The organism is Aldersonia sp. NBC_00410 (assembly GCF_026342035.1).
In the GTDB taxonomy this organism is placed as follows: domain Bacteria; phylum Actinomycetota; class Actinomycetes; order Mycobacteriales; family Mycobacteriaceae; genus Aldersonia.
Map to the genome: position 1 here is coordinate 62396 of NZ_JAPENM010000015.1, position 20801 is coordinate 83196.

General features: G+C 66.0%; 20 protein-coding genes and 1 tRNA gene. 7 read left to right on the forward strand and 14 right to left on the reverse strand.

Annotated features, from left to right (window positions below; genetic code table 11):
• Positions 1-31 precede the first annotated feature (31 nt).
• Positions 32-529 carry a DUF402 domain-containing protein gene (locus OG921_RS25280; RefSeq protein WP_266115334.1) on the forward strand — a complete coding sequence of 166 codons (498 nt, stop codon included), beginning with the start codon at positions 32-34 and terminating at the stop codon, positions 527-529.
• Here the strand turns inward: OG921_RS25280 and coaE are convergent.
• A complete protein-coding gene (gene coaE / locus OG921_RS25285) occupies positions 516-1715 on the reverse strand; it encodes a dephospho-CoA kinase (RefSeq protein WP_266115304.1) in 1200 nt (399 codons plus the stop codon). The genes OG921_RS25280 and coaE overlap by 14 nt on opposite strands.
• A 112-nt stretch (positions 1716-1827) precedes the next feature.
• Between coaE and OG921_RS25290 the strand changes: the two genes are divergently transcribed.
• On the forward strand, positions 1828-2058 hold the full coding sequence (locus OG921_RS25290; protein ID WP_266115338.1) for a hypothetical protein: 231 nt from the start codon (positions 1828-1830) through the stop codon (positions 2056-2058).
• An 83-nt stretch (positions 2059-2141) separates the two neighbouring features.
• Here OG921_RS25290 and rpsA read toward each other — a convergent pair whose 3' ends face one another.
• Positions 2142-3611 (reverse strand): 30S ribosomal protein S1, encoded by a 1470-nt coding sequence (gene rpsA, locus OG921_RS25295; RefSeq protein WP_266115305.1) that lies wholly within the window; start codon positions 3609-3611, stop codon positions 2142-2144.
• 286 nt (positions 3612-3897) lie between these two features.
• Between rpsA and OG921_RS25300 the strand changes: the two genes are divergently transcribed.
• A complete protein-coding gene (locus tag OG921_RS25300) occupies positions 3898-4746 on the forward strand; it encodes a class I SAM-dependent methyltransferase (RefSeq protein ID WP_266115306.1) in 849 nt (282 codons plus the stop codon).
• A gap of 72 nt (positions 4747-4818) precedes the next feature.
• Here OG921_RS25300 and OG921_RS25305 read toward each other — a convergent pair whose 3' ends face one another.
• From OG921_RS25305 to OG921_RS25320, 4 genes are all read right to left on the reverse strand, one after another.
• A complete protein-coding gene (locus OG921_RS25305) occupies positions 4819-5604 on the reverse strand; it encodes an amino acid ABC transporter ATP-binding protein (protein ID WP_323182875.1) in 786 nt (261 codons plus the stop codon).
• Positions 5601-6569 (reverse strand): amino acid ABC transporter permease, encoded by a 969-nt coding sequence (locus tag OG921_RS25310; protein WP_266115307.1) that lies wholly within the window; start codon positions 6567-6569, stop codon positions 5601-5603. The genes OG921_RS25305 and OG921_RS25310 overlap by 4 nt, the downstream gene beginning before the upstream one ends.
• A gap of 40 nt (positions 6570-6609) precedes the next feature.
• On the reverse strand, positions 6610-7530 hold the full coding sequence (locus tag OG921_RS25315; protein ID WP_266115308.1) for an ABC transporter substrate-binding protein: 921 nt from the start codon (positions 7528-7530) through the stop codon (positions 6610-6612).
• A gap of 173 nt (positions 7531-7703) precedes the next feature.
• Positions 7704-8816: an isocitrate/isopropylmalate dehydrogenase family protein gene (locus tag OG921_RS25320; protein ID WP_266115309.1), complete on the reverse strand. Its 1113-nt coding sequence runs from the start codon at positions 8814-8816 to the stop codon at positions 7704-7706.
• On the opposite strand from OG921_RS25320, the gene OG921_RS25325 reads away from it, so the two are divergent.
• From OG921_RS25325 to OG921_RS25335, 3 genes are all read left to right on the forward strand, one after another.
• Positions 8815-9327, forward strand: a complete 513-nt coding sequence (locus tag OG921_RS25325; RefSeq protein WP_266115310.1) for a 2'-5' RNA ligase family protein — start codon at positions 8815-8817, stop codon at positions 9325-9327. The two genes, OG921_RS25320 and OG921_RS25325, sit on opposite strands and share 2 nt — an antisense overlap.
• Positions 9328-9396: 69 nt before the next feature.
• Entirely contained in the window at positions 9397-9762 is a 366-nt protein-coding gene (trxA, locus tag OG921_RS25330) for a thioredoxin (protein ID WP_266115311.1), read from the forward strand.
• 62 nt (positions 9763-9824) lie between these two features.
• Positions 9825-10244: a YciI family protein gene (locus OG921_RS25335; protein ID WP_266115312.1), complete on the forward strand. Its 420-nt coding sequence runs from the start codon at positions 9825-9827 to the stop codon at positions 10242-10244.
• Positions 10245-10274: 30 nt separating this feature from the next.
• On the opposite strand, the gene polA is transcribed toward OG921_RS25335, so the two are convergent.
• The 8 genes from polA to OG921_RS25375 all read right to left on the reverse strand — a co-directional run bounded on the left by polA (position 10275) and on the right by OG921_RS25375 (position 20478).
• Positions 10275-13022: a DNA polymerase I gene (polA, locus tag OG921_RS25340; RefSeq protein ID WP_266115313.1), complete on the reverse strand. Its 2748-nt coding sequence runs from the start codon at positions 13020-13022 to the stop codon at positions 10275-10277.
• Between the two features lie 101 nt (positions 13023-13123).
• Positions 13124-14164, reverse strand: coding sequence for a potassium channel family protein (locus OG921_RS25345; protein WP_266115314.1), 1041 nt, complete (start codon positions 14162-14164; stop codon positions 13124-13126).
• Positions 14165-14212: 48 nt separating this feature from the next.
• On the reverse strand, positions 14213-14959 hold the full coding sequence (locus OG921_RS25350; protein ID WP_266115315.1) for an ABC transporter ATP-binding protein: 747 nt from the start codon (positions 14957-14959) through the stop codon (positions 14213-14215).
• Complete coding sequence (locus OG921_RS25355) at positions 14946-15920, reverse strand: ABC transporter ATP-binding protein (RefSeq protein WP_266115316.1); 975 nt, start codon at positions 15918-15920, stop codon at positions 14946-14948. The genes OG921_RS25350 and OG921_RS25355 overlap by 14 nt, the downstream gene beginning before the upstream one ends.
• A complete protein-coding gene (locus tag OG921_RS25360; protein ID WP_266115317.1) occupies positions 15917-17320 on the reverse strand; it encodes a branched-chain amino acid ABC transporter permease in 1404 nt (467 codons plus the stop codon). The genes OG921_RS25355 and OG921_RS25360 overlap by 4 nt, the downstream gene beginning before the upstream one ends.
• A complete protein-coding gene (locus tag OG921_RS25365) occupies positions 17317-18357 on the reverse strand; it encodes a branched-chain amino acid ABC transporter permease (RefSeq protein ID WP_266115318.1) in 1041 nt (346 codons plus the stop codon). The genes OG921_RS25360 and OG921_RS25365 overlap by 4 nt, the downstream gene beginning before the upstream one ends.
• A gap of 99 nt (positions 18358-18456) precedes the next feature.
• Positions 18457-19689 (reverse strand): branched-chain amino acid ABC transporter substrate-binding protein, encoded by a 1233-nt coding sequence (locus OG921_RS25370; RefSeq protein WP_266115319.1) that lies wholly within the window; start codon positions 19687-19689, stop codon positions 18457-18459.
• Between the two features lie 189 nt (positions 19690-19878).
• Entirely contained in the window at positions 19879-20478 is a 600-nt protein-coding gene (locus tag OG921_RS25375; protein ID WP_266115320.1) for an ANTAR domain-containing response regulator, read from the reverse strand.
• A gap of 144 nt (positions 20479-20622) precedes the next feature.
• Here OG921_RS25375 and OG921_RS25380 point away from each other — a divergent pair.
• Positions 20623-20709, forward strand: a tRNA-Leu gene (locus OG921_RS25380).
• Positions 20710-20801 lie beyond the last annotated feature (92 nt).

The window sequence follows — 20801 nt, forward strand, 5'->3', positions numbered from 1 at the left end:
GTCCGGCATGACGCAGCGCCCGGCGGAATCCATTCACCGGCCCAAGATCGAAGTGTTCGACCTGGTCGCGATGACCAATACGGACCCCAAGGGATTCGTGCGCGAGGTCGAGGAGTACCGGGTCGAGTCGTGGGGCCTCTATATGGCGCGCAGCTCCAACCACGCCCAGTTTCACTACCTCGAGTCGTGGCTGCTGCCGTCGCTGGGACTGCGCGCGTCGATCTTTCATTTCACGCCGGGGCACGAGCGAGACCAGGACCACTACCTCGACGTGGGCATCTTCCGCCCCGGCGAACAACAGTGGACCTCGGTTGACCACTACCTCGACATCGTGATCCGGACGGGCCGCGATGCCGAACTGGTCGACATCGACGAACTGCTCGACGCACGGGCCGCCGGTCTGCTCGACACCGCCGAAGCCACCACGGCCATCGAAATCGCGGTGGGCACGGTCGAGGCACTGGCCCGGTACGACTACGACCTCGGTGCGTGGCTCGCCGCACGCGGCATGCCGATCAGCTGGCGGTGATGTCCCAGCCCGTGCGTCGCGCCCATTGCTCGCTGCGCTGGTAGGCGCCGTCGAACCACGGTGCGAGAGCCTGCGCGTATGCGACATCGGCGTCGGCGCGAGCGCGATGCTTCGCGACCTGGAAGTTGGCGCGTTCATCCGGTTGTGCGCGCAGCCAGTCGCGGATCAGCAGCGCGAACCGCTGGCCGGGCCAACCGTCGACCCGCAGATGAATCCGTGCGGGCCGCGCCGGGTCGGCGTTGCCGTGGACCCGCTCGACCCACAGCGCCGGGTCCGCCTCGCCGCCGATCGAGTACGCGGGCTTCGGCGCCTCCGCCGTCACCGACTCGATCCGCGGGAACCCTGACTCGGCAAGCGGATCGACGAGCGCATCGGCCGTGGCCAGATCGGCGACGCTGATCTGCACGTCGATCGCGTCGCGCGCGGTGACCCCCGGTACTGCGGTCGAACCGACGTGATCGATCCGGATCGCCGAGTCACCGCAGGTCAGCCGCAGCCGGTCGATCATCCGCTCGGCCTGTGCCGACCAGTTGTCGTCATGCGGCACAAGCACATTGTGGATAGGTGCGGCACGCCGTTCACGCACGTTGCGCTCGAACGGGACGAGGCGGTCGGTCCACAGTGCGGCGACTGCCTGTTCGATCGCATCCTTCGACCCGCTGTTGTCCAGCCAGATGTCCGCGGCGGCACGACGCTGCTCGTCGGTCGCCTGCGCCGCGATGCGGGCCCGCGCGTCCTCCTCCGGGATATCGCGAAACGTGACGAGCCGACGGACCCGCTCCTCGACGTCCAGGCCCACGACAATCACCAGTTTGAACACCGGGCCCATACCGCCCTCGACGAGCAACGGAATGTCCTGCACCAGCACGGCGTCCGACGGCGCCTGCTCGATCAGTTCCATGACCCGCGCACCGACCAGCGGGTGGGTGATCGAATTGAGCGTCCTGCGCGACTCGTCGTCACCAAACGCCTTGTTCGCCAACGCCTGCCGGTCGAGACTGTCGTCGTCGCGCAGGATGTCGGTGCCGAATGCCTCGACGAGGGCGGCCAGGCCAGGGGTGCCCGGTTCGACTACCTCCCGGGCAATGCGGTCCGCATCCACGATCACCGCGCCCCGCTCGGCGAGTGCCGTCGCGACCGTCGATTTCCCCGCGCCCATGCCACCGGTAAGGCCGATTCTCAACACCGGGCCAGTCTCGCATCCCAACACGCCGATCGGTGCACAGGCGTCAAATCCCCTTCCCCGACCGGCGAGTCGGTTACGTTCGACGCCGACGGTCGAGCGAAGGAACCCCGAGATGCGAAGCACAAGCAGGCGCAATCTGGCGTATGTCGGCCGGCATCGTCTCGGCATGGCCGGCGGGATGCACTGCCTCCGGATCCCGGCAGTCGCCGCCGCCCTCGACGAGCATCACCGGAACTGGTTCACTTCGCTGATCCGTCCGGCACGACACAGTCTGGCGAGGATGCGCCGACGCACCGTCACCACCGCGGCGAACCACTGGGTACCGCGTCCCGCCACCACCTGAGGCCGGCTCGACCGACTGCCGCACAGACGAAAGCTCCCCGGCTCGATGAGCCGGGGAGCTTTCGTTCGATCTATGTCCGCGAGTTACGCGTTGCCGGAGAGCTTCTCCCGCAGTGCAGCAAGCTGCGCGTCGCTGGCCAGCGAGCCACCGGCCGGCTCGGCCGCCCGGGTCGTCGGACCGGCGGTCTCGCCGTCACCACTCGAGGAGTAGTTCGCCGCGGCAGTCGCCTCGGCAGCCTCGTCGGCGGCCATCTTCTCCATCTGCGCGGTGTGCATCTTGTGCCGACGCTCGGCCTCCGCGTAGCGGCCTTCCCACTCGTCGCGCTGCTTCTCGAAGCCCTCGAGCCATTCGTTGGTCTCGGGATCGAAGCCCTCGGGGAAGATGTAGTTTCCGCCGTCGTCGTAGCTGTCGGCCATGCCGTACTTCGACGGGTCGAACTCGGCGTGGTAATCCTCGTTGGCTTGCTTGAGGCTCAGCGAGATACGACGACGCTCCAGGTCGATGTCGATGACCTTGACCATCGCGTCGTCGCCAACGGCGACAACCTGATCCGGCACCTCGACGTGGCGCTCGGCCAGCTCCGAGATGTGCACCAGACCCTCGATGCCCTCCTCGACGCGCACGAACGCACCGAACGGAACCAGCTTGGTGACCTTGCCCGGCACGATCTGACCGATCGCGTGGGTGCGGGCGAACTGACGCCACGGATCTTCCTGGGTCGCCTTCAGCGACAGCGACACGCGCTCGCGGTCCATGTCGACATCGAGCACCTCGACGGTGACCTCGTCGCCGACCTGAACGACCTCGCTCGGGTGGTCGATGTGCTTCCAGGACAGCTCGGAGACGTGCACCAGGCCGTCGACACCGCCGAGATCGACGAACGCGCCGAAGTTGACGATCGAGGACACGACGCCCTTGCGGACCTGACCCTTCTGCAGCTGGTGCAGGAACTCGCTGCGCACCTCGGACTGGGTCTGCTCCAGCCATGCACGGCGCGAAAGGACCACGTTGTTGCGGTTCTTGTCGAGCTCGATGATCTTGGCCTCGATCTCCTTGCCGACGTACGGCTGCAGATCGCGGACCCGGCGCATCTCGACCAGCGACGCAGGCAGGAAGCCGCGCAGGCCGATGTCGAGAATCAGGCCGCCCTTGACGACCTCGATGACGGTGCCCTTGACGGCCTCGTCCTTCTCCTTGAGCTCCTCGATGGTGCCCCAGGCGCGCTCGTACTGAGCACGCTTCTTGGACAGGATCAGGCGACCCTCTTTGTCCTCCTTGGTGAGGACGAGGGCTTCGACCTCATCGCCCACGGAAACGACCTCGTTGGGGTCGACGTCGTGCTTGATGGACAGTTCCCGAGACGGGATGACACCTTCGGTCTTGTAACCGATGTCGAGCAGAACCTCGTCTCGGTCGACTTTGACGATGGTTCCTTCCACGATGTCGCCATCGTTGAAGTACTTGATTGTCTTGTCGATGGCGGCGAGGAAGTCCTCGGCGGAGCCGATATCGTTGACGGCTACCTGCGGCGAGGCGACTGTAGAAGAGGGCATGTGTTGAGTTGCTCCGGACAAGTTGTGGGTCGGTAGGTGGACGTTCGGTCGGACTCTGCGCGCACGCCGTCGACCTGCGTCAACGGCATCCACACGGGTGTTGCACGGTGAACCCGCGGAACCCGAAGGATCCCAACGGACGCTTCGGCTCCGCCCGGCAGACGGGCAGCGCAAAAGACACCGCGAAGACAGGGTACGTGAACCGGACAGAGCTGGGCAAACCGGTGCCGAGCCGGCCCGCAGGCACGCGCGGGAGGTCGCAAATCCCGGCGGTACTGTAGCCCGCATGTCCGATGATCGGCATGCGCAAGCCCAGGCTGCACTCGGCACGTCGGCGGTCGGGCGGGCACGGGTCGACTCGATCACCAGCATGCGGGCGAACCGGCGATGGTGGGATGCGGACGCGTCCGACTACCACCGCACGCACGCCGAGTTTCTCGGTGTCGATTCCGACCGGGGCGAATTCGTCTGGTGCCCCGAAGCCCTGCACGAGGGTGATGTGCACCTACTCGGAGACATCGTCGGCAAGCGGATCCTCGAAGTCGGGTGCGGCTCGGCACCCTGTGCCCGCTGGCTGCGTGCCCATGGCGGCGAGCCCGTCGGTATCGACATCTCGATGGGCATGTTGTCGCGCGGGATGGCGACGATGGACCGCGGCGGTCCGCAGGTGCCGTTGATTCAGGCCGACGCGGAGGCGCTGCCATTCGCGGACGATTCGTTCGACCTCGCATGCTCGGCCTTCGGCGCGGTGCCGTTCGTCTCCGATTCGGCCCGGGTGATGCGCGAAGTGGCCCGGGTCCTGCGCCCGGGCGGGCGCTGGGTTTTCGCGGTGAACCACCCGATGCGCTGGATCTTCCCCGACGACCCTGGTCCCAACGGTCTGACCGCGACGATTCCGTACTTCGACCGCACGCCATACGTCGAACGGGACGCGGCCGGTGTGCCGACCTACGTGGAGCACCACCGCACGATGGGCGACCGGATCCGCGAGATCGTCGCCGCCGGCCTCGTCTTGGACGACCTCATCGAGCCGGACTGGCCGGAATGGCTCGACCGCGAATGGGGCCAATGGAGCCCGCTGCGCGGCGAGCTCTTCCCCGGCACCGCGATCTTCTTGTGCACCCTCCCCGACTGAACGGAACCGTTCAGTCGATCTGATCGACTGAACGGTTCCGTTCAGTCGATACGGAGGGAGTGTGTGCCGCGGTCAGAGGAGCTTGGACAGGAACAACTTGGTCCGCTCGTGCTGCGGATCGGCGAGCACCCGCTTGGGGTCACCGGATTCGACGACCACGCCGCCGTCCATGAAGGCGAGTTGGTCGGCGACCTCGCGCGCAAATCCCATTTCGTGCGTGACGACGACCATGGTCATGCCCGCGGCGGCGAGGCCACGCATCACCGCGAGCACCTCACCGACGAGTTCGGGGTCCAGGGCGGACGTCGGTTCGTCGAAGAGCATCAGTTTGGGGTCCATCGCCAGCGCCCGCGCAATCGCTACGCGCTGCTGCTGGCCGCCGGACAACTGGGCGGGATAGCCGTGGGCCTTGTCCGCGAGGCCGACTCGTTCGAGCAATTCCATGGCCCGTCCAGTGGCTTCCTTTTTCGACACCCCCTTCACCTGAGTCGGCGCCTCGATGACGTTCTCCAGCGCAGTGCGGTGCGGAAACAGGTTGAAGTGCTGGAAGACCATGCCGATGTCGCGCCGCTGCCGCGCCGCCTCGCGCGGCTTCAGCTCGTACAGCTTGCCGCTCTTCTCCCGGTAGCCGACCAGGTCACCGTCCACGTAGAGGCGCCCCGCGTTTACCCGCTCGAGATGGTTGATGCAGCGCAGGAACGTCGATTTGCCCGATCCCGACGGTCCGACCAGACAGAGCACCTCGCCGCGCCCGACCTCGAGCGTGATGCCCTTGAGCACGCGCAGCGCGCCGAAGCTCTTGTGCACCCGCTCCGCTTTGACCATCGGCACCGCGCCGGATGCCGCCTCGGTGGTCATTTTCGCTCCCCTCCAGGAATATCCGGACCACCCTCGACTTGCGGCGCGATGACCACCGGCTTGCCCTCCGCATCTGCGAGCGCCTGCAACTGTTTGCCGGTGAGCTGGCGCGAGATCCCTTTGGAGTAGTACCGCTCGAGGTAGTACTGCCCGATCATCAGCACGCTCGTGATCGCGAGGTACCAGGTCGCCGCGACCATCAGCAGCGGGACCGGCTGGAAGTTGCTCCCGGAGATATCGCGTGCGCGGCCGTACAACTCCGTACTCAGCGGAATTGCCGTAACCAGCGAGGTGGTTTTCAGCATGCTGATCAGTTCGTTGCCCGTAGGCGGAATGATCACCCGCATCGCCTGCGGCAGTACCGTGCGCCGCATGGTCTTCGACCATGACATGCCCAGTGCCGTCGATGCCTCCATCTGTCCTTCACCAACCGACCCCACGCCGGCCCGGACGATCTCGGCCATGTACGCGGCCTCGTTCAGTGCCAGGCCGATCATCGCGAACAGGAATGGCTCGTTGAGCGATTGAATGTCGATGTGCGCGAACTGAGTTCCGAACGGGATACCGAGATCGATGGTCTTGTACAGCGACGGGAACAACCCCCAGAACACCAGTTGAACGTAGACCGGCGTGCCGCGGAAAATCCACAGATACACCCAGGCCACCGATCCCAGGACCGGATTCGGCGACAGTCGCATCACCGCCAGCACCACGCCGAGCACGATCGCGATCACCATGGAGAGCACGGTGAGTTCGATCGTGGTCAGCGCGCCGGAGCTGATCCGCTTGTCGAACAGGTATTGCCAGTAGACGTCCCACGCGAAGGCTTCGTTGGTGGCGGCGCCGTACAGGAACAACACAACGAGCGCGATCACGATGGCCGCGGATATCCAGCGAACCGGATGTCTCAGCGGAACCGCCTCGATCGCCTCGCCTTCGGTCGCCGGATCGAGTGTCTGCGACACCGCCACTCCTGTTCGGCCGTAGGGATATTGGCGTGACGCCTCAGTTCACCGCGCCGTTGACCACCGATTGCTGGATCGTGCCGTTCTGGACGCCCCAATTCTCGGCGATCTTCTGGTACGTGCCGTCGTCGATGAGGTGCTGCACGGCCAGTTTCAGGACCTCCGCCAACGGCGAACCCTTGGCGACCGGCCACCCATAGGGCGCCGAATCGAAGACCTCGCCGGCGGGCTCGATCTTGCCGCCGCTCTGCTTGATGCCATACGCCGTCACCGGCGAATCCGCCGACATCGCATCGACCTTGCCCAGCACCAGTGCTGTGGTCGCGTCGTCCTGCCGATCGAATTTCACCTTGTCGATGGGCGGCTTGCCCGCTGCCAAGCAGGCGGCGCTCTTTGTGGGCACGTCGTCGGTGTCCTCGACGGTGGTCGACTGGACGGCAACGCGCTTGCCACAGGCATTGTTCGGGTCTACCGGTTTCCCGGTCTGCTGCGCCCACTGCACACCGGCGTTGAAGTAGGTCGTGAAGTCGACGGTCTGCTCGCGTTCCTTCGAATCGGTGAACGACGACATGCCCATGTCGTAGGTGCCGGCCTGGATTGCCGGAATGATCTTGTCGAAGTCGGACTCGGTATAGACCGGCGTGACATCGAGGACCTGCGCGACAGCATTCATCAGGTCCACGTCGAAGCCGACGATTTTGCCGGAGTCGTCCTTGTACTCGTTCGGCGCGTACGGCACGTTGACGCCGACAACCAACTTCTTGGCGGCCCGAATTTTTTCGGGCACGGTTTGGGCGATCTCGTCGACCCGCACCACGTTGATTTGAACGGTCGCGCTGGCACCCGATGACGACGACTCGTCGGTGCTGTTATCCGTGCAACCGGCGAACACGAGAGCACCCACCGCGATGCACAGTACCGGCGCAAATCCCCCGCGGGCGAACGTCGAACGATGAGACATTGCTCCTCCTGACCTATACCCAGCAGAACGATCGACAGTGGATCGCCTGCCCGAATGTATGCCAGGCAAACACGCACCGCTGACGTCGTAACGGAACGTTAATCGGTTGCCGGGGACGTCGGGCCGATATCGACGAAGGCTGAGTCCGTCGCCCGAGGTATGGGCCCCCGGCGTTATCTGCGGTGCACACGCGCGAGGACATGCTCGGTGAACTCGCTCGTCGAGGCAAGCCCGCCCAGGTCTGCGGTCGCGACGCCCGACTCGAAGCTCGTCTCGACGGCGTGCTCGATCCGCGCCCCCGCGCCCGACCATTCGGTACGCCCGTTCCGACGCCCCAGCCAGCGCAACAGCATTGCCGCGGAAAGAAACAGCGCGGCAGGATTGGCCCGGTTGTGGCCCGCGATGTCGGGCGCGGCACCATGCGCCGCCTGCGCCATCGCCTTGGTGAGCGAGCAGTTGATCGACGCCGCGATCCCGAGCGAGCCGCTCAGTTCGCCGGCCAAATCGGAGAGAATGTCGCCGAACAGGTTCTCGGTCACGATGACGTCGTAGTCGGTGGCATCGCGCACCAGGTGGGCAGCCGCGGCGTCCACGTGCTCGTGGGTGATGCGCACGTCGGGGAACTCGGCTCCGACGTCCCGGCAGGATTGCAGGAACAGCCCCATCGTCAGTGGCAGCACGTTCGCCTTGTGCACGATCGTCACGTGCGCGCGCCGCTCCCTGGCGAGTTCGAAGGCCTGCCGGGCGATCCGCTCGGACGCCGCCCTGGTGATCAGCCCCACCGACAGCGCCACATCCGGTGTCGCCGCGAATTCGCCTGCGCCGGCGAACATGTTGCGGTCCGCGTAGAAGCCCTCGCTGTTCTCCCGCACGATCACCACGTCCATCTCCGGCGACCTCGTGCGCACCCCGGAGAACGCCCTCGCGGGACGGATGTTCGCAAAAAGGCCGAAGCGCTTGCGAATTGCGCCGCCCGGCGGTGGACCCGAACGATGCTGCGGCGGGTAGGCGACGTTGTCGTGCGGGCCGAGAATCCAGCCGTCGAGTTCGTCGAGAGCGGCAAAGGTCTGCTCCGGCAGCGGGTCACCGTGCTCGCCGATCGCGCGCAGGCCCATCAGCAGCGGAACCCACTGCACCGCTGCGCCGACCACGGCCAACGCCTCATCGACCACCCGCTGCGTCGCCGGAACGATCTCGTGACCGATGCCGTCGCCCTCGATGAGGCCGAGCCGCAACGTGGCGGGGATTGCCTGCACCGCGTCCATGCCGCCATCATTGCCGATCATGGTCCAGTCGGTGGAACTGCTCCTGGATCGCCGCACCGACGAGCTGCTGCGCCGGCAGTGGCGGCTGATCGCGGATGCCGGTGTGCGCAGTCAGGCCGGAGTCCACGCGGAGTCGAACCGGCCGCACATCACGGTCGCGGTGGCGAGCGAAATCTGGCCGCGAATCGATCGGCGGCTCGCCGCGATCGAGTTCACCCCGCTCCCCATCCGGGTCGGTGGGTTGCTCGTGTTCGGCCACAGGCAGGCGATCCTCGTGCGCCTGGTGGTCCCGTCCGAACCGCTGCTGGCGCTGCATCGCACGGTGGCCGGCATCGTCGCCGAGTGCCCGGGCATCCCCGCGCACACGGGTCCAGGGGAATGGACGCCACACATCACGCTGGCCAGGCGAATCCCGCGGGACCGCCTCGGTGATGCGCTGAGCGCCGTTCTCGACGAACCCGAGATCGCAGGTACCGTCGAGGGGGTGCGCCGCTGGGACGGCGCCGAACGCCGCGAATGGCGGATCGTGTGACGAGTTCTGCCGGGAAGATTCCCGCAGGGTGTCGTGTTGCACGTCGTGAACTTCCAACGAGAGGAAACCATGGCCACCCAGACCCTGACCCAGCAGAACTTCGATGAGGTCGTCACCGGCAACGACATCGTGCTGGTGGACTTCTGGGCCTCCTGGTGCGGTCCGTGCAAGAGCTTCGCGCCGACCTTCGAGGCATCTTCGGAGACCCACCCCGACGTCGTGCACGGCAAGGTCGACACCGAAGCCGAGCAGGGCCTCGCATCCGCCGCCAACATCCGCTCGATCCCGACCATCATGGCGTTTCGCGAGGGTGTGCTGGTGTTCGCACAACCCGGCGCGCTGCCGCCCGCGTCGCTCGAGGATCTGGTGACCCAGATCAAGGGGCTGGACATGGACGACGTGCGCCAGCAGATCGCGCAGCAGGGCGCCGAATAAAGAAACTTCGCATGCGCATGTCGATTCGGTCCTGAATCATTCGACGCGGTACTGAGGACGAGATGTCCGATCCGACCGCTCGAATGGTGAAGGAGATCGACATGAAGTACATGAGCTGGGTGCGCGCCACGAAGGATTTCGGACAGCCGCCCGCGGGGCTGATGGAGGAGATGGCGCAGTCGGGCCAGGAAGCATTCGCCAACGGCACCATACTCGACACCGGTGGGCTGAGCACGCTCGCCGAGGGCGGCGCCAAGTTGAGTTCGAGAGGCGGAAAGATCACCGTCCTCGACGGCCCCTACACCGAGGCGAAGGAAATCGCCGGCGGCTACGCGATCCTGAACCTCGACTCCCTCGACGAGGCCATCGAGCAAGCGCAATGGCTGCTCGACCTGCACAAGCGGCATTGGCCCGAGTGGGAGGGCGACGTCGAGGTGCGCGCGATGTGGAGCGCCGCCGACATGGGCGCACCGCCCGAGTAAGCGGCTTGGACCTCGGGACTCCGCAGGCGCCTAATGGGCCGCGGAGTCCCAGTTCTTTCCGAAGCCGACCGAAACATCCAGCGGCACCGACATTTCGATCGCCGAGCCCATTTCGTCGCGAACGAGCCGTTCGATCACCTCGCGCTCGGTTTCTACCACCTCGAACAACAACTCGTCGTGGATCTGCAGCAGCATGCGCGACTGCAGTCCGGCCTCGGTGATCGCGTTGGCAACGTTGATCATCGCGACCTTGATGATGTCGGCCGCGGTGCCCTGGATCGGCGCGTTCAATGCCGCACGCTCGGCGGTCTCGCGCCGGACCCGGTTGCTGGAGTCCAGATCGGGCAGATAACGACGGCGCCCGAAGAGCGTCTCGGTGTAACCGGTCTTGCGGGCCTGCTCGACCACCTCGTGCAGATAGTCCCGCACGCCACCGAACCGGGCGAAGTAGGTCTCCATCTGCTCCTTGGCCTCGTCGGTGCTGATCCGCAACTGCGCGGACAACCCGTAGGCGCTCAGACCGTAGGCAAGGCCGTACGACATCGCCTTGACCCGGCGACGCAGTTCGGGTGTCACCTCCGAGATCGGGATGCCGAAGGCCTTCGAGGCGACGAAGGTGTGCAGATCCTCGCCCGAGTTGAATGCCTCGATCAACCCCTCGTCGCCCGACACGTGCGCCATGATGCGCATCTCGATCTGGCTGTAGTCGGCCGTCATCAGCGTGTCGAAGCCCGCTCCGTCGACACCACCGCCGACGACGAACCCCAGCCGGATGCGCCGGCCTGCATCGGTGCGGATCGGGATGTTCTGCAAGTTCGGCTCGGTCGAGGACAGCCGGCCGGTCGCCGCGATGGTCTGATTGAACGTGGTGTGGATCCGGCCGTCGTCGGCGATCGACTTGAGCAGTCCGTCGACGGTGACCTTCAAGCGGGTGGCGTCGCGGTGCGCGAGCAGATGTTCGAGGAACGGATGCTGCGTCTTCTCGAACAACGTCTGCAGCGCGTCCGCATCCGTGGTGTACCCGGTCTTGGTGCGCTTGGTCTTCGGCATCTCGAGCTCGTCGAAGAGCACCACTTGCAGTTGCTTGGGCGAGCCGAGGTTGATCTGCTTGCCGATCACCTCGTAGGCCGCGTTCGCCGCCTCGGCCACCTGGGCGGCGAACCCGCTCTGCAGGTCGTGCAGATGGTCGAGATCCATCGCGATACCGGATTCCTCCAGCTTCGCCAGCACGGTCAGCAACGGCAGCTCCATCTCGGCGAGCAGCGGCGTCGACTCGATCTGCGCCAGTTCGGTGTCCATCGCGGCCGCGAGGTCGAGCACCGCCTGCGCGCGCAGGATCTCGGTTTCGGCGGTCTCGGTGTGCAGCTGATCCTCGTCGTCGAGCAGCGACATCTGTCCGGAATCCGGCTTGTCCACGCGCAGTTCGCGTTTCAGGTAGCGCAACGACAGATCATCGAGATTGAACGTGCGCTGGCCCGGCCGAACCAGGTACGCGGCAAGCGCGGTGTCGCTGCTCAGTCCGTCGAGGATCCAGCCGCGACCACGCAACGCGTGCATCGCGAACTTGGCTTCGTGGACCGCTTTCGGCTGCCCGGCATCGGCAAGCCACAGCCCGAGCGCCTTCTCGTCGTCCGGGGTGAGCGAGGCGACCTCGAGGTAGCCGCCCTCACCACCGGACGCGGCGATGGCCAGCGCCGTCACGTCGCCGCCGAACGGGGTGCCGGTGCCGACGATCGAAATACCATGCCGTGCACCGGTGTTCGCATGGTCCGCGAGCCACGCGCCGACCTCGCCCGGGGCGATCGCGCCCCCGCTGATCTCGAATCCCTCGTCGGCCTCCGGCTCCGCTGACGTCAGAGTCTCGAACAGGCGGTCGCGCAGCACGCGGAATTCGAGGTCGTCGAAGAGCTGATGGATCTTCTCCCGGTCCCAACCGGCGTGCTCGAGCTGGGGTGGGGTGTAAGGCAGCGCGACATCGCGCACCATCTCGGTGAGCTGCCGGTTCAGCAACACACTGGACAGGTTCGCGCGCAAGGCGTCGCCCACCTTGCCGCGCACCTCGTCGACCCGGTCGACGAGGCTGCTGAGATCGCCGTACTCACGAATCCACTTGGCGGCGGTCTTCTCCCCCACACCGGGGATACCGGGCAGGTTGTCGCTCGGGTCACCGCGCAACGCCGCGTAGTCCGGGTACTGGGTCGGGGTCAGGCCGTACTTCTCCAGCACCGTGTCCGGAGTGAACCGCCACATGTCCGAGACGCCCTTGCGCGGATAGAGCACCGTGACGTTGTCGTTGACCAGCTGGATGGCGTCCCGGTCACCGGTCACGATCAGCACGCGATAGCCGAGTGGGACGGCCTGGGTGGTGATCGTGGCGATGATGTCGTCGGCCTCGAAACCGGCCTCCGCCATCACCGGGATGCCCATCGCGCCCAGCACGTCCTTGGTGATGTCGACCTGGCCGCGGAACTCGTCCGGCGGGCTGGAACGGTTGGCCTTGTAATCGGCGAAGGCCTCCGCTCGGAAAGTCTGCCGGGAGACATCGAACGCTGCGGCGATATGCGTCGGCTGCTCGTCGCGCAGCAGGTTGATCAGCATCGAGGTGAAGCCGTACACGGCATTCGTGGTCTGCCCCGAGACCGTCTTGAAGTTCTCCGCTGGTAACGCGAAGAACGCGCGGAACGCGAGCGAATGCCCGTCGAGCAGCATCAGTGTCGGACGCTGCGCGGCGTCGGTGGACTCGTTCTCGGCCTGGGAAACGGTGCTCGCGGGACTCACGCCCACGAGTCTAGGCAGCGGCACCGACGGGAATCGGTCGCACCTGTGTTGCGGACAGCCCTGTGTGACTACAGCCCTGCGTGATTACAGCGCCGCGGTGATTACAGCGCCGCGGGGGCCAGCCTGCTCGCCGCAACGTAGTAGACGGTGGTGCCCGCGGTGGCCGTGCCGTCCCACGGCGGGTTCACCACCATCACGCCGTCGCGGCGGACCGCTACCGCGACCGCGGCGAAGCGCCGGCCGAGCTCGACCTGCACGGCGCCGAAATCGGTGTGGTCGCGACTCAAACGCAGCGAGTACGTGCTGGCGCCGGTGCCGCCCGCCGTCATCAATTCCGCATAGACCTGCGTGATACCCGGGTCGTGCGCCTCCTCGACCAACAAATTCGGCACATGCCACTGCACGCACTGAATTCGCGAACTGACGTAGCGGAACTGGCTCGCTCTCGACATGTCCCGCAGCGCGGCGATCAGGTGCACCCGATTCGCCGTCGGTCCCGCGTCGCCGGAGCGGCTGGCATGCGCAACAGCGACCGCGACCGCGAGCGTCTCGTTGTCGTCGCGGCCGTCGATGAGGATGATCGCGGCGCGGTCCACGCAGGCCCGCACCAGCACCGACTCGTCTGTCAGGTCACCGCGCACGAACTGCACCCGGTCCGCGTCCGGCATCGGATGCTCCGCCACGGTGTCCCAGGCGCACAACACGACCCGTGCGGTCGGCTCCTGCGTCAGCTCTCCGACGAGCCGTTCCGTGCGCCCGGCCGAATAGCCGAGCAGCACGATGTGATCATCGATCTCGAGTGCGGCCAAACCACGCATGCGTCGTCCCCTCGCGGTGGAAATCTTGTCGACCAGATGGGTGAACAACATCGTCAAGGCGACAATGCCGCCGACGATGACGTAGGCCCCGACCACATGGCCCGCCACCGTCTCGGGGAAGAAGTCGCCGTAGCCGACCGTTGTCGCGGTCACGATGAAATACCAGGGAAAATTCGCGGGCGCGACGATCTCGCTGTGCGGCTCGGCGACCCACATCGCCAGCCAACTGGTCAGGAAGACGAAGGCGGCGATGTAGAGCGGAACCGACCACTCGGCGAAGACCCGACGCATCCCGGCCGCGAAACGCGTGAGCAGCAACAACATCGGCGCATCGTAGCGGGCCTGCCGCGCCGCGGCTTGCCGGCACTGCCTTTAGCCGACGCCGAGGTAGGCCGCCTTCACGGCCGGATCGGCGAGCAGTTCCTTTCCCGTGCCGGTGGTGGTGATCTCGCCCGTCTCCAGGATGTAGGCGCGATCGGTGCGCGAGAGGGCCTGCTGCGCGTTCTGCTCGACCAGCAGGATCGTCGTGCCCTGCTTGTTGATCTCGCCGATGATTCGAAAGATCTGCTGAATAATCATGGGCGCCAACCCCATCGACGGCTCATCGAGCAGCAGCAGCTTGGGTCGGGCCATCAGCGAACGACCGATGGCGACCATCTGCTGCTCGCCGCCGGACAGCGTGCCACCGACCTGGGTGCGTCGTTCCTTCAGCCGCGGGAAGAGCTCGAAAACCCAGTCCAGCCGCTCGGCGTAGGCGGCCTTCGACTCGAATTTGCGCGCGTAATGGCCCATGTCCAGGTTCTCCTGGACGCTCATGCCCGGGAACACGCCGCGCCCTTCCGGGGCCTGCACGATGCCCGCGGTCACGCGCTCGTGGGCTTTGACGTGGGTGATGTCGCGGCCGTCGAAGACGATTTTGCCGCCGCGCAGCGGGAGCAGCCCGGACAGCGCGCGCATCGTGGTCGACTTGCCCGCCCCGTTCGCGCCGAGCAGGGTCACGAGCTCGCCGTGGTCGACACGGAGCGAAACGCCGTGCAGCGCCTCGATCCGGCCGTAGTTGACCACCATGTCGGTCACCTCGAGCAACGGACCGCTCGCGTCGGCCCTATGCCTCGCCATCGTCGGTTCCTTCCTCGTCCGGGACACCCAGGTAGGCGGCGATCACGGCGGGGTTCTCCCGGATCGCGGCAGGCAGGTCGTCGGCGATCTTGCGACCGAATTCGAGCACCACGATCCGGTCCGTGACGCCCATGACCAGACGCATGTCGTGTTCGATCAGCAACACGGTGAACCCGTCGTCGCGGATCTTGCGGATCAGATCCATCAATGCCGACTTCTCGCTCGGGTTGAACCCGGCCGCCGGCTCATCGAGGCAGAGCAATTTCGGTTCGGTCGCCAGCGCACGGGCGATCTCGAGCCGGCGCTGATCGCCGTAGGAGAGATTGCGCGCCTTCTCCACCGCGCGGGGTGCGATGCCGACGAATTCCAGCAGCGCCATGCCGCGCTCGACCGCATCGTGCTCCTCGCGCCGATGCCGGCGGGTGCGGAAGATCGCGCCGGGCACCGAGGTGCGGTGTCGCGCGTCGGTGCCGACCACGACATTCTCCAGCGCCGTCATCTCACCGAAGAGCCGGATGTTCTGGAAGGTGCGTGCGATGCCGAGCCGGGTGATCGCGCTGCGCTTGGTTTTGGTGAGCGGGGCGCCGTCGAAGTACACCGTGCCCGAGGACGGGCGATACACCCCGGTGATCGCGTTGAAGCACGTCGTCTTTCCCGCTCCGTTGGGGCCGATCAGGCCGAGGATCTCGCCGCGGCGGATCTCGAAACTGACGTCGTCGAGCGCGGTCAGGCCGCCGAACTGCACGGTCAGCCCGTCGGTGCGCAGCAGCGCCTCGCCGACCTCGGTCTCGATGGTGCGGGTCGGCGCGACCACCTCCGCGACGGCGTCGGGATCGGCGAGAGACGGGTCGATCGCCGCAACGTCGACGATGCCGGCACTTTCCTCCACCTTCGCCGGAGCAGCGTCGACGGCCATGTCCTCGTTGTCGAACATGGCGTCGCCGGGACCGGGAATCGTCATCGCGCGACCTCCGCCTGCTCGGTCGGCGATGCCTGCGTCGGCCGGCGCACCGCCTGGTAGACCTGCCTGCCGTAGGCGAGCAGCTTCTGCCGGGCCGGGAACAGCCCCTGCGGGCGCAGAATCATCATCACCACGAGGGCAAGACCGAAGTACAGGTATTTGAGGTCGCCGAGGGTCTGGGCGCCACCCGGCCGGAACAACAGCACGCTGCCCAGGAGCAGGAGCGCGTAGATGCCCAGCAGCACCGTGACGGTGATGAACACCCGGCGCACCCACGGCGCCTGCTCGTGCAACCACAGCCGCCAGGCGACGGAGAGCCCCACGAATACCAGTGCGAGCACGCCGAGGATCACGTAGCCGGTGGTCTCGTCGGTGACCAACTGCACCGACATCAACCGATTCGGCAGATACACAATGATGAACGCACCGACGATGACGCCGAGCTTGTTGCCCTGCCCGCCGATCACCACGGCGCACAGGAACAGCATCGAGTTGATGATGTTGAACCCGGTCGGGTTGATGAACTGCACCTGCCCGGCGTAGAGCGCACCGGACATGCCACCGACGGCGGCGCCGATCGTGAAGGCCCACAGCTTGAACCGAAACGTCGGAACGCCCATGATCTCGGCGGCGTCCTCGTCCTCCCGGATCGCCACCCACGAGCGTCCGACGCGGCTGCGCTCGAGGTTGCCTACCACGAGCAGGACGATGATCACCAGGATCATGCCCAGCCAGTACCACCACACACCGGAATTCAGCGTGTCGCCCACGTTTCCGGCCGAGAACACACCCTGTGGGTGCTCCTCGGATTCGCCGACGCGCGGGTAGGCGATCTGCGAAAGTCCGAGACTGCCATTGGTCACTTCGGTGAGGTTGTCGGCCAGCAAACGGACGATCTCACCGAACCCGAGGGTGACGATGGCCAGGTAGTCACCGCGCAGCCGCAGCGTCGGCGTGCCGAGCAGCAGCCCGGAGACTGCCGTCACGGCCACCGCGAGGGGCAGACAGGCCAGCCACGCCCAATCCTCGCTGAGCCATCCACCGTCGGTCTGGTTCCACGGACTGTCCGGACTGGTGAGCAGAGCCACGGTGTACGCGCCTACGGCATAGAAGCCGACGTAACCGAGGTCGAGCAGCCCTGCCTGGCCGACCACCACATTCAGGCCGATGGCGATCAGGGCGTACATCGCGAACTGCGCCATCACCCCGCCGAAACTGGTCGAGGGGGTGTTGATGAACGGGGGCGGGAACACCGGCAGCAACGCCAGCAGGACGAGCAGCGGCACACCGACCAGCCATTGCATCGGCCGGGCCAGGGCGTCCCACCAGCTTCGGATCGAATCGCCGAGGCCGGCCCTCGGCCGTTCCGGGCTCACCGGGACGTTCGTCGCAGTGGTCATACCCGCGCCTTCCCCAGACTCTCGCCGAGAATCCCGGTCGGCCGGAACATCAGCACCAACACCAACAGGACGAACGCGACGACGTCGCGCCACTCGGTGCCGAACAGGATCTGCCCGTAGTTCTCGACCACGCCGAGGATCAGACCGCCGAGCAAGGCGCCGCGCAGGTTGCCGATACCGCCGAGCACCGCGGCGCTGAACGCCTTGATGCCGAGGATGAAACCGCCGGAGAAGATGATCCCGGACGGGATCTTCAGTGTGTACAGGGTGGCCGCGGCACCGGCGAGGACGCCGCCGATGAGGAAGGTGAGCATGATGACCCGTTCGCGCGAAACACCCATCAGCGTCGCGGTATTCGGATCCTGCGCGACCGCGCGGATGCCGCGGCCGAACTTGGTGCGGTTGATGATGATCTCGGTCGCCGCGGCGAGGACGACGGCCGACACGATGATCACGATCGTCACGTTCGTCACCGGTGCGCCGAAGATGGTGAATTCCACCTTCGGGTCGACGAGTTTGATCGGCTGCTGAGCGTTCGTGCCACCGAGCCCGTCGACGAACTTCGGCAGCACGAAATGCACGAACTCCTGCAACACGAAGGACATGCCGATCGCGGTGATCAGGAAGATGAGCGGCTTGGCGCCACGCTTGCGCAACGGCCGGTACGCGACGCGTTCGAGGCCGACGGCCGCGGCACCCGAGGTTGCCATGCCGAAAAGCATTGCCAGCCCGAGGAATACGACGGTCGTGACCACGCCCTCGTTGTAGGTGTTGCCGCTCGGCGCGAAGCCGAGTAGCTGCAGCCCGACGTACTGGCCGAACATGCCGAGCATGAAGATTTCCGAGTGCGCGAAGTTGATCAGCCGCAGCACGCCGTAAACCAACGTGTAGCCGACCGCCACCAGCGCATAGATCGAACCGTAGGACAGGCCATCGATGGTGAGCTGCCAGAAGTTGTCGATCACTCCGGAAACGTTGAAGTCGATCGATCCGGCCATCTCGACGGTCGCAGTGCCCGCGGCAAGCACCGCGCTCATATCGGTACCGAAATCATCGCAATACCCACGCCCTCATCGATAGTGGACGGCACGCACGCGCACCGGTCGCCCGGTGCACGTGCGTGCCGTCGTGTCGAACTACTTGACCTCGTAGATCCAGATCAGCGCGGAGGCCAACTCGCCGTTGGCATTCCACTTGTACTGGCGAGCCAGGCCGGGCCCATCGTAGTTGCGGACGTAGTCGACCAGTTCCGGACGAGTGACCTTGCCCGAATCGATGCCCTGCAACAGGATCGTGGTGAGGTCGTAGGCCTCCACGGAGTAGACGCCCGGTTCCTGACTGTTGAGAGCGGTGTAATCCGCCTTGAACTCGTCGGGGGCCGGACCACACGGGCAGGACAGGATCGCACCCTTGGATGCATCACCGGCTTGCGAGACGAACTGCGGGTCGTTGGTGCCGTCCGCGGAGACGAACGTGGCGTCCACGCCCGCCGACTTCAGCTGCTGGGCGAGCGGCGCGGCCTCGGAGTAGTAGCCCGAGTAGAAGATTGCGTCGGGGCTCGCCGACTGGATCTTCGTGATCGTGGCCGAGAAGTCCTTGTCGCCCTTCTTCACGCTCGCCGAGCAACTCTCGTCTGCGGCGTCCCCGAGCCCCTCGGTGATGCTCTTGGCCAGACCAACGCCGTAGTCGGTGTTGTCCGCGACCACGCACACCTTCTGGTAGCCCGCGGTGCCGGTCATGTACTTCGCCACCGCCGGGCCCTGGATATCGTCGTTCGCCAAACCGCGGAAGAACGTCTGCCAGCCATTCTGGGTCAACGTCGCATTCGTCGCCGACGCGGTCAGCGACGCAAGTCCGGCATCGCTGAGGATCTGCCCGGTCGCCTTCGTCTCACCGGAGAAGGCGGGACCGACCAGGCCGACCACGGTGGGATCATTGATGACCTGCGGGATGACCTGGGTGGCCTTCTGTGGATCGCCCTCGGTGTCGAACTGGGCGAGCCCGACCTGGCATCCCGGATTTGCCTTGTTGTGCTGGTCGAGCGACAGCTTCACACCGTTGATGATGTTGATACCGAGCGCCGCGTCCGGGCCGGTGAGCGCGCCGGCCATCGCGATCTTCACCGGCGCGCAGGTCGCCGAGCCGTCCCCCGCCGGGTCGGCCGCGGCGGATGCATCCGCCTTCGGCACTTCCTTGCCCTCGGTGTCGACCTGGAGGAGCGGCTGAATGCTGAGACTGCCGGACGCCGCACCGCCCGTGCCGGTGGACTCCGACGAACTCTCGTCGCTCGATTTGTCGCTACATCCCGTCAACACGAGCGCCGCCGCCGCTGCGACGATCAGCGCACCTTTAGCACCACGACGATGCACGTGCCACCTCCGAAGTCTTCGCTGCCCCGGCTGGCCGGAGGGGCCGACTATGCCAGCCCGAGGAGAACATAACGTCGTCTCGGCACCTATGCATCACATTGAGCGCCGGTGACTTGCACGCGTCGCGCGCAGGGCACCCCGCCACCTGCGGTTCACATGGCACGGAGCCCGCGTAGCCGCCCTGTGATTTCACTGCGGCGTGAGGTTCTCCAGAACGACTTCGGCGACGGCCTTCATCGTGGTGCGGCGGTCCATCGCGGTGCGTTGAATCCACTTGAACGCCTGGGGTTCGGACAGGCCCTGGGTCTGCATGAGCACGCCCTTGGCCCGCTCGACCAGTTTGCGCGTCTCCAGCCGGTCCGCGAGGTTGGCAACCTCGCTCTCCAGCGAAGAAATTTCGGCGAACCGGCTCGCAGCGAGCTCGATCGCAGGCACCAGATCCGATTTGGTGAATGGCTTGACCAGATAGGCCATCGCGCCCGCGTCCCGCGCCCGCTCCACCAGATCGCGCTGACTGAACGCGGTCAGAATCACGACGGGGGCGACGCGCTTCGATGCGATCTCGGCCGCGGCGTCGATACCGTCCCGGCGCGGCATCTTCACATCCATGATGACGAGATCCGGCTTGTGCTCGATCGCGAGATCGACCGCCGTCTGGCCGTCGCCGGCCTCACCGACGACTTCGTAGCCTTCCTCGGACAGCATCTCCACGAGATCGAGCCGGATCAGCGTCTCGTCCTCGGCAACCACGACACGACGTGGACCGGTACCCCCTCCAGCATCAGTCATCGTCCTCAACCCCTCCGCTCGTCCATCCCGGTACCACCGCGAGGTGATACGCAGCAGGGTACCGGTGCCGCGCCGATACCGATTGTCGAACTCGGGCCTGCGGCGTACCCACTCCGGGCACCCGTTAGACTGTGCGACCGGTGCGCCGAGTTGGCGGAACAGGCAGACGCGATGGTCTCAAAAACCATTGTCCGAAAGGACGTGTGGGTTCGAGTCCCACACTCGGCACCAAATTCTTATCCACCCATCGTGCCCACCGCCGCGGCGCGTGGCCGACGACGTGTCGGAAATTCTTGACATGTCGGAATCTCCCGACATAACCT

Bases quoted from the DNA above. Each gene is read 5' to 3' on its own strand.
- OG921_RS25315 (WP_266115308.1), bottom strand. From the start codon at position 7,530: ATGTCTCATCGTTCGACGTTCGCCCGCGGGGGATTTGCGCCGGTACTG.
- OG921_RS25290 (WP_266115338.1), top strand. From the start codon at position 1,828: ATGCGAAGCACAAGCAGGCGCAATCTGGCGTATGTCGGCCGGCATCGT.
- OG921_RS25320 (WP_266115309.1), bottom strand. From the start codon at position 8,816: ATGATCGGCAATGATGGCGGCATGGACGCGGTGCAGGCAATCCCCGCC.
- OG921_RS25360 (WP_266115317.1), bottom strand. From the start codon at position 17,320: ATGACCACTGCGACGAACGTCCCGGTGAGCCCGGAACGGCCGAGGGCC.
- OG921_RS25335 (WP_266115312.1), top strand. From the start codon at position 9,825: ATGTCCGATCCGACCGCTCGAATGGTGAAGGAGATCGACATGAAGTAC.
- trxA (WP_266115311.1), top strand. From the start codon at position 9,397: ATGGCCACCCAGACCCTGACCCAGCAGAACTTCGATGAGGTCGTCACC.
- OG921_RS25345 (WP_266115314.1), bottom strand. From the start codon at position 14,164: ATGTTGTTGCTGCTCACGCGTTTCGCGGCCGGGATGCGTCGGGTCTTC.
- rpsA (WP_266115305.1), bottom strand. From the start codon at position 3,611: ATGCCCTCTTCTACAGTCGCCTCGCCGCAGGTAGCCGTCAACGATATC.
- OG921_RS25300 (WP_266115306.1), top strand. From the start codon at position 3,898: ATGTCCGATGATCGGCATGCGCAAGCCCAGGCTGCACTCGGCACGTCG.
- OG921_RS25350 (WP_266115315.1), bottom strand. From the start codon at position 14,959: ATGGCGAGGCATAGGGCCGACGCGAGCGGTCCGTTGCTCGAGGTGACC.
- OG921_RS25305 (WP_323182875.1), bottom strand. From the start codon at position 5,604: ATGACCACCGAGGCGGCATCCGGCGCGGTGCCGATGGTCAAAGCGGAG.
- OG921_RS25365 (WP_266115318.1), bottom strand. From the start codon at position 18,357: ATGAGCGCGGTGCTTGCCGCGGGCACTGCGACCGTCGAGATGGCCGGA.
- OG921_RS25375 (WP_266115320.1), bottom strand. From the start codon at position 20,478: ATGACTGATGCTGGAGGGGGTACCGGTCCACGTCGTGTCGTGGTTGCC.
- OG921_RS25355 (WP_266115316.1), bottom strand. From the start codon at position 15,920: ATGACGATTCCCGGTCCCGGCGACGCCATGTTCGACAACGAGGACATG.
- OG921_RS25325 (WP_266115310.1), top strand. From the start codon at position 8,815: ATGGTCCAGTCGGTGGAACTGCTCCTGGATCGCCGCACCGACGAGCTG.